This window comes from Aeromonas cavernicola (genome assembly GCF_002795305.1).
In the GTDB taxonomy this organism is placed as follows: Bacteria; Pseudomonadota; Gammaproteobacteria; order Enterobacterales; family Aeromonadaceae; genus Aeromonas; species Aeromonas cavernicola.
On record NZ_PGGC01000173.1, the window covers coordinates 1 to 925 of the forward strand.

Annotated in this window: 1 pseudogene; it reads left to right on the forward strand. The window is 54.7% G+C overall.

Annotated elements, in window-relative coordinates:
* A pseudogene (locus tag CUC53_RS16310) lies at positions 1–832 on the forward strand (IS5 family transposase); the annotation flags it as partial.
* Positions 833–925: the final 93 nt, after the last annotated feature.

Consider the following 925-nt stretch of genomic DNA (forward strand, 5'->3'; position numbering starts at 1 on the left):
GGTTGATGCCGAGGCCATGCGCAACGGGTTTCACCACGACCATCATGGGCGACGGGGCCGAGCCCGCTTTACACTGACCAGACCATCTGTACTTTCCTGATGCTCAAGGGGATGTTCAACCTCAGGCTGCGGGCCACTCAGGGACTCCTCGACTCCCTGTTCGAGTTGATGAACGTACCGCTTTGTGCCCCCGATTACAGTTGTGTCAGCAAGCGAGCCCGCACGGTGACGGTGGCTTATCGGCAGCCCCCAAAGGGACGCATTACCGACTTGGTTATCGACTCAACCGGGCTGAAGGTGTTTGGTGAAGGCGAGTGGAACGTCAGAAAACACGGCGCAAAGAAGCGGCGAGTCTGGCGCAAGTAGTATCTGGCAGTAGACCTAGCAACCCACAATATCGTGGCGGCGGAAGTGTCACTGAAAAATGTCCATGATGCCGAGGTGCTGCCCACCTTGCTCAACCCTCTGCGGTGCAAGCTGGGGCATGTTTATGCGGATGGCGCTGACAGCAAAGCCAGCCATCAGCTAAAGCAGGTAAAGGAGCGAGAGCCTGTATCCCGCTTCGTAAGAACGCTGGGCTATGGGAAAAGGGACATCCAAGAAATGAGGCGGTGCTGGTAATGCGCAAGGAAGGAGTGGTGCACTGGAAGAAGATATCGGGGTATCACCGTCGTTCGCTGGCAGAAACGGCAATGTATCGGTTCAAGCAGTTGCTAGCGGAGAAAATCAGTCTGCGAAAATATAACGCTCAGGTGGGAGAAGTCATGGCGTATGTGAGTACGATAAACAACTGAACACCCTAGGTCTGCCTGTCAGACAGCTCCGAGTGTAGCTGGTACTTGAGGCTGGCGACGTTGTGACTTGATGGTTGATTTGGGAAACAACGCAACGTTCATGGTGAATATGGCGTTAATGGGATAGTCGC